The sequence below is a fragment of the Neiella litorisoli genome (assembly GCF_014773395.1).
Lineage (GTDB): Bacteria > Pseudomonadota > Gammaproteobacteria > Enterobacterales > Neiellaceae > Neiella > Neiella litorisoli.
This window is the reverse complement of record NZ_JACXAF010000008.1, coordinates 183,949-190,693: the sequence shown is the minus strand read 5'-3', so window position 1 is coordinate 190,693 and position 6,745 is coordinate 183,949. Positions and strand designations below refer to the sequence as shown.

6 protein-coding genes are annotated in these 6,745 nt (G+C 49.7%); 4 read left to right on the top strand and 2 right to left on the bottom strand.

The window, feature by feature from the left end; translation table 11 throughout:
* Positions 1–115: 115 nt before the first annotated feature.
* Complete coding sequence (locus IC617_RS18985) at positions 116–1,804, bottom strand: sensor domain-containing diguanylate cyclase (protein WP_191144461.1); 1,689 nt, start codon at positions 1,802–1,804, stop codon at positions 116–118.
* Positions 1,805–2,072: 268 nt separating this feature from the next.
* On the opposite strand from IC617_RS18985, the gene IC617_RS08005 reads away from it, so the two are divergent.
* The 4 genes from IC617_RS08005 (at position 2,073) to IC617_RS07990 (ending at position 5,564) form a co-directional block, all read left to right on the top strand.
* Positions 2,073–3,869 (top strand): cation:proton antiporter, encoded by a 1,797-nt coding sequence (locus tag IC617_RS08005; RefSeq protein WP_191144460.1) that lies wholly within the window; start codon positions 2,073–2,075, stop codon positions 3,867–3,869.
* A gap of 62 nt (positions 3,870–3,931) precedes the next feature.
* Positions 3,932–4,495 (top strand): outer membrane beta-barrel protein, encoded by a 564-nt coding sequence (locus IC617_RS08000; protein ID WP_191144459.1) that lies wholly within the window; start codon positions 3,932–3,934, stop codon positions 4,493–4,495.
* A gap of 92 nt (positions 4,496–4,587) precedes the next feature.
* Positions 4,588–4,797, top strand: coding sequence for a dodecin (locus tag IC617_RS07995; protein WP_191144458.1), 210 nt, complete (start codon positions 4,588–4,590; stop codon positions 4,795–4,797).
* Between the two features lie 2 nt (positions 4,798–4,799).
* Positions 4,800–5,564 carry a sugar nucleotide-binding protein gene (locus IC617_RS07990; RefSeq protein ID WP_191144457.1) on the top strand — a complete coding sequence of 255 codons (765 nt, stop codon included), beginning with the start codon at positions 4,800–4,802 and terminating at the stop codon, positions 5,562–5,564.
* Positions 5,565–5,637: 73 nt separating this feature from the next.
* Here IC617_RS07990 and acuI read toward each other — a convergent pair whose 3' ends face one another.
* Positions 5,638–6,615, bottom strand: a complete 978-nt coding sequence (gene acuI, locus IC617_RS07985) for an acrylyl-CoA reductase (NADPH) (RefSeq protein WP_191144456.1) — start codon at positions 6,613–6,615, stop codon at positions 5,638–5,640.
* Positions 6,616–6,745 lie beyond the last annotated feature (130 nt).

The following is a 6,745-nucleotide window of genomic DNA, read 5'->3' as shown; positions in this document are numbered from 1 at the left end:
GTAGTGTGGGGCTTCCCCATGTGAGAGTAGGTCACCGCCAGGCACCTAATAAAGCAAAAGCCCGATTCGAAAGAGTCGGGCTTTTTTGCGTTTAAGCGATTACAAATGCCACATATTAACTATCGGTATAGACTACGATTTGGTTTCGCCCTTGCGCTTTGGCTTGGTAAAGTGCCGTATCAGCTTTATCAATTACTGTTGATTGAGGACTGTGTTTGGGGGGAATCATACTGGCTATTCCGACGCTGGCAGTAATGTAAGGTGACTCTTCGAGCTTGCTCGCGTCATGCGGGATCTGAGCATTAGCGATGGCATCGACTATTTTGTTAATGATGAATAGGGCGTCTTCTAAATCGGTTCCGGATAAAATAATTGCAAACTCTTCACCGCCATAACGAGCAATAAGATCTCCCGGCCGTGATAAAAAGCGCTCGTGTCTGAGTAAGTTACCGATTTTTTGCAAACATTCGTCGCCAGCCAAATGGCCATAATGGTCGTTATAAAGTTTGAAATAATCGATATCAAAAATCACTAAGCTGAACGCTGATTGCTCTCTCATGCAGCGATGCCACTCTTTGTTGAGAAAATCATCAAAGCTTCGACGGTTGGCTAATCCGGTTAAGCCATCAATTGTCGCTAGCTCTCGCAGTTCTTGGTTGACCTCGTGCAATTCTTGCTGCGCCGCTTCCAATTCTGCTGTTCGCTCTTTTACTCGAATTTCTAATTGACGATGAAGCTTGGTGAGATGTCGCTTATGGCGCCGCGACATAGCTTCTAATACACCACTAAGTAACAATGCGAGAATCAATGTAGCACCGACAATCGTCAGCACGATTCTGCGAGTGACGACATAAGGTCTGAGCGCTTCGTCTTTATCGATTTCAGTGGCAATGCCAATCTCAAGATGTTCATTCCAGACCCAAGTGCCGAATACTTCAACGCCACGATAGTCTCGATAACCGGTGACATTTGAGCCAGCTTTGCCTTGGGTCACTTGGCTGGCCATCAAGGTTAACGGGTAATGGGGCTTATTGAGCAAGGGGGCGAGCTCTTTGGTGGTATCCAAGCCTGGATCAGTGATTTTCATTGACAGAGCGGTGCTAAGATTGGCGCCGAGCTGGCCTGAAGCTCGCAAATGCTCAACAAATCGACTTTCGGAAATTAATGTACCTTCGCGATCAACTGCATATGTCTCGCCAGAGGTTCCGATCCTGCCCAGTTTAGTAATATTCGATAGACCCTTATAGGGATCGAGTCGCATAGCCAAGGCGGCGATAACCTGGCCTTTGTTGTTACGTATTGGTGTCACCACAAACATTGTCGGCAAGTTTGCGGTTAACCGGCCGGAAGGCCCTGGTAGCATGACCTCGGCAACGATAGGTGGGATAAATTTGGTTTCTCCGGCAAACACTTGCTTTAGGCGGTTGACTCTGGTGCGAGCAATAATATTTTCGGTGATCATATTGTTATCGCGGGTAGATGCGATGCTCACCAGATCTGGGGCGATAATGAACATGCCCAGCGCTGAGTATTTCTTTAGCCGCGGCTCAAAGTGCTCTCTCATCTCGGCTAGCGGTGTTGAGTTGACCGACAGGGTTCCTGCGTCATATTCCTGCAACAGTTGCTCGGTCAGAGAAACAATTTGCGGCGACTTCGCCCAGATTTCTAGCGTTGCGAACTTAAATTCCAGCCATAGGAAGACAGCTTCATGGGTAGAGGCGAGAACGGAATTAAGCGAAGCCAAAATCTGCGAACGAGCTTGCTTCTCAATTTGACTTAGGCCAACCGATGCGACAAATGTCATGGCGAGTATGAAACAGGCGACAATCGCGAAGGTGAAAGCGTTTGTTTTCGAATGTGTTGCCGACTGAGGACTCATAACTACCTGAATGCTTGTTGGTTTTGGAAGTGACCTTTTTAGGCTAGTTCAGATCATGCAGTTATGAAACTTACGACCATGTTGCGCCCAACTACGGAGATAACGATGCCGGTTAAATAATGATTAATTCGTAGCTAAATAAGTGAGTTGGCGTAAACTTAACCTCCTTAATCAATCATCTTGGTTTGTCTCCGTGTCTGATCCATTGCTCATGTTGGTCGCCGTTGGGTTGCTGTCGATTAGTTGCCAATACCTTGCCTATCGAATTCACCTCCCTGCAATTTTGCCGTTATTGGTGGTTGGTTTGGTGGTGGGGCCGCTGACAGGAATGCTCCAGCCCGATGCATTATTTGGTGACTTGCTCTTCCCTATCGTATCGCTATCGGTGGCGGTGATTTTATTTGAAGGCGCATTGACATTGCGAATGAGCGACTTGGGCGCCCATGGTGTAATGGTCAGAAACCTGTGCTCGATTGGCGCCTTGGTGACCTGGGCTATTGTGTCTCCACTGGCTCACTATGGTCTGGGGATGCGCTGGGAAATCGCCTGTTTGTTTGGTGCCATCGTCACCGTGACGGGGCCCACGGTGATTGTGCCAATGCTGCGCACGGTGCGGCCAAGCAGCAAGTTATCAAATATTTTGCGGTGGGAGGGGATTGTCATTGATCCCATTGGCGCGCTGGCTGCAGTGTTGGTTTATGAATTTGTGGTGTCGGCGCAGAACCCCGTATTGCACACCGTCGAGGCGTTTGGCCTGACTTTAGCTTCAGGCTTTGGTATTGGTTTAATTGTGGGGTATTTGCTCGGAGTGGTGTTGCGCCGCCGTTGGATCCCACCTTATTTGGAAAATACCGCCGTATTAACCATTATGCTCGGTGCGTTTGCGTTGTCGAATCACTTTGCTCATGAATCTGGGTTACTGGCGGTTACCGTGATGGGCATGCTGCTGGCGAATATGAAAAATGTCGAAGTCGAGGGCATTTTAGAATTTAAAGAAACGCTCAGTGTGTTGTTGATCTCGGCCTTATTCATTCTGCTGGCTGCTCGTTTGGAGTTAAGTTCGATCGAACAACTCGGTTTTGGCGCCATTTTGGTTGTGCTCGGCATTATGTTTATTGCTCGTCCGGTTTCAGTGTGGCTTTCCGCAATTGGGACTGATTTGAACTGGCGCGAAAAAGCGCTATTAAGCTGGATTGCGCCAAGGGGCATTGTTGCTGCCGCAGTGTCTGCACTGTTTGCGATAAAGCTAGAGCATATTGGTTTTGCTGATGCCGATCAGTTGGTTCCTATGGTGTTCTTGGTCATTATCACCACAGTGATCTTCCAAAGCCTGACATCGGTGCCAGTGGCGAAATTATTGAAAGTCAGAGAGTCCAGCCCTAACGGGGTATTGATTTTCGGTAGCCAAGAATTCTCTCGCCAGTTGGCTAAGGAGTTGCTTAATAAAGGGGTTCCGGTGCAGCTTGCTGATCCCAACTGGGATGCGATTCGGCGAGCCCGCATGGCTAACATTCCCGTATATTATGGCAACCCGGTTTCTGAACATGCGGAGCGAACGCTGGATCTTGCGAAATTTGGCCAGGTGCTGATTTTGTCGCCGTATCGCCAGTTAAATCCACTGGTGACTTATCATTTTGAGCATTCTCTAGGGCGCGGCGCGGTGTTGGGGCTGAGCGCTGCTGAGCAGGACAACCGAGCCAGTCATCAGGTCGCAGGCCATTACGCTGACACGTTGGGGCTATTTGGTGCCGGCGTTTCTTATGGTCAACTAGCAAGCTCAATTAGTCGTGGGGCGATTATCAAAACCACCAAGTTGTCCGACGCTTTTACGCTTGAGCACTACGAGCAAGAGTACGGTTCCAGAGCGTTGAAGTTGTGCACGATTGCGCCAACAGGCCAATGCCATTTTTATTCGGAGCAGCATCACATTGAGCCAAAAGCGGACTGGATTATGGTTAGTTTAGTGGCGCCAGCAAGCGAGTTAGATTAGACTTTTGTGCTGACTCACGAATAACGGATTGAATGAATCATTAACTTAAAAAGGACTTTTGAATGAACCGATTGGTTTTCGGGCTCGGGATTGCCTGCCTGCCATTTGCTACTCCGAGTTACGCCCAACACAAAGTGTCAGCAAGTGGCTACTTCGCCTCGATAGATTTTGAATTCGACAATCGTGATCTTGAAGAGCGCGTATCCAGTGACGAGGGCTCGGTGCACTATACGATTCGTTACCATTACGATTTGTCGGACACTTGGGCTGTTGGCATTGGTTATTTGCGCGGTACATCAGACACGATTGAAAATGTCTTTACTGCCCTCCTTGGTGAGGACGTTGAAGTTGAATACAAAGCGATTCAGCTTCTTGCTGAAGCCAGAATGCCGCTGTCACAGCGAAACTTCCTGTTCGCCGAGGCTAACTTGTCTCGCTATGATCATGATCTTCTGATTGAAGATGAAACGGTCACTTCTTCCGATGGCGTCGGCGGTGGCGTTGGTGTTGGATGGGAATACCGATTCGACAATGGTCTGGGCTCTCGTGTCAGCTTGTCGTATGACCGGCTCGGTGATGAGGTCCAACTTTGGAGTATGGGGTTTGGGCTAAGCTACCGGTTCTGATTGCGCCGCAGGGCATGGCCGAAACTTGCTGACATTTGAAATCGCTACTAAACCTAATTGAGCTGATTGTGGCTAATGACTAGAGGCGACCCATGTCTGAGCATACCTATAAACTAACTGAGCTGGTTGGCAGTTCCCCTGACGGAGTGGACGCAGCCGTTAACAATGCGGTTGCCCGCGCCAGCCAGAGCATCCGCAATATGCGCTGGTTTGAAGTGAAAGAAATTCGCGGCCACATCGACAAGGGCGCAGTAGCCCATTGGCAAGTGACCATCAAGGTTGGCTTTACATTGGAAGACTGACCTTGAACTCGACTCCTAAGCGAGTATTGGTCACCGGCCTAAATGGCACTTTGGCGCCAATTTTGGCCGAAGCATTTGGGGCTGTCGGCATCTCAGTGATTGGCTGGGATAGACTCCGCTATCCGACGGATGATTGGACGGTGCTTGAAGATTTTTGGTCCGACTATCAACCGCAGGCATGCTGCCACCTAGGCATGGGAAGTCCACATTGGGCCGGACAACTGGCGGCAATGTGCCAGCGCGATGGTCTCCCCATGTTATTTACCTCTACCGCCATGGTCTTTGATGCTAGCGTCAATGGCCCCTACCACACTTCGTCACCAGCCAACCCGCAAGATGACTACGGTCGGATGAAACTGGCCAGTGAACATGCTGTCGTCGCGGCTTATCCTGATGCGATCATTGCCCGCCTTGGCTGGCAGATCCACCATAGGCGTGGTGGCAATACGATGTATGAGGCCTTGTCTCAGCAGATGGAGAAAAACGGTAAAATCACCGCCAGCAACGCTTGGATCCCAGCAACGTCAATGATGTCAGATACGGCTGATGCACTGGTTGCATTGTTACTACAAGGGCAGCGCGGATTGTTCCACTTAGATTCAAATGCTGTTGATCAACTCGATTTCGCCGACATCGTGAAGCGCTTGAATGATAAGTTGAATGCCGGTTGGACAATCGAAGTCGATCAGAGCTATCGCCATGATCAACGTTTATTGGACTCAAGGGCGGTGATGCCAAAGTTGTCGAGCCGCTTGAACTCGGGGTAACTAGATTCGAGCTTTTGAAGCCATCGTAGAAAGAGCGACACGAGGTCGCTCTTTGCTGTTTATGGGTTAACTCTTAAAGTTTCACTAGGGTTCTTCCTGTGACCTGACCAGCGATGATTTTATCAGCCCACTCTGGTACTTGCTCGAGCGAAATTTGTTCGCTGGCTTGCTGATAAAAAGATTGTGGCAACAGCTGCTGGAGACGTTGCCAAGCCTGTTGGCGCTTCGCCACAGGACACATCACGGAATCAACGCCGGCAAGGGTGATGTTGCGCAAAATGAACGGCATGACTGTAGTTGGTAGCTTGAAGTCGGCCGCTAAGCCACATGCCGCGACACAACCACCGTAGTTGGTTTGTGCCAGCGCATTTGCCAAGATATTGCCGCCAGCAGCATCGATGACGCCCGCCCAGCGTTGTTTGTCCAATGGTTTGGCTCGGTCTTCTAAATCGCTGCGCAGAACAATATCGTGAGCGCCAATCGACTTCAGGTAATCGGCATTTTCAGCACGGCCAGTTACGGCAGTGACTGAGTAGCCTAGCGCATGGAGCAGGGCGATGGCCGTTGAACCAACACCACCAGAAGCACCAGTGACGAGGACCTCGCCTTTGTCTTTACTCACGCCGTTGTGTTCTAGCGCCATTACGCAGAGCATGGCAGTTAGGCCGGCAGTGCCGATAATCATGGCTTGTTGGGGTGATAAACCATCAGGCAAGGGCACTAACCAATCGCTTTTTAGTTTGGCTTTTTGTGCTAATCCGCCCCAATGACCTTCACCTACGCCCCAACCGGTTAAGACCACTTCATCGCCAGCTTTATAGTTGGGGGAGTCTGATTCGAGCACGGTGCCAACCAAATCAATCCCTGGCACCATGGGAAAGGAGCGAACAATTTTGCCTTTGCCCGTGATGGCAAGGCCATCCTTGTAGTTGATTGACGAGTAACTCACGGCAATGGTGACATCACCTTCGGGAAGTTGATCTTCTTGCAACTGCTCGATGGCAACCTGTTGCTGCTCATCTTGTTGACGGATCACTAACGCGTTAAACATGCAGAAAAAACCTCTAACCAAATGACTGTTGCCGAAGTGTAGCTGCTGCTCGGCGCTTTGAGTCATTTATATTTTTACTGAACGTTCAAGAATTGATTTCACTTCACTTTGCTGATTATTTTATGAGCGC

Excerpts from the sequence above, each read along its gene's own strand:
- IC617_RS18985 (WP_191144461.1), bottom strand. The coding sequence starts at position 1,804 with ATGACATTTGTCGCATCGGTTGGCCTAAGTCAAATTGAGAAGCAAGCT.
- IC617_RS08000 (WP_191144459.1), top strand. The coding sequence starts at position 3,932 with ATGAACCGATTGGTTTTCGGGCTCGGGATTGCCTGCCTGCCATTTGCT.
- IC617_RS07995 (WP_191144458.1), top strand. The coding sequence starts at position 4,588 with ATGTCTGAGCATACCTATAAACTAACTGAGCTGGTTGGCAGTTCCCCT.
- acuI (WP_191144456.1), bottom strand. The coding sequence starts at position 6,615 with ATGTTTAACGCGTTAGTGATCCGTCAACAAGATGAGCAGCAACAGGTT.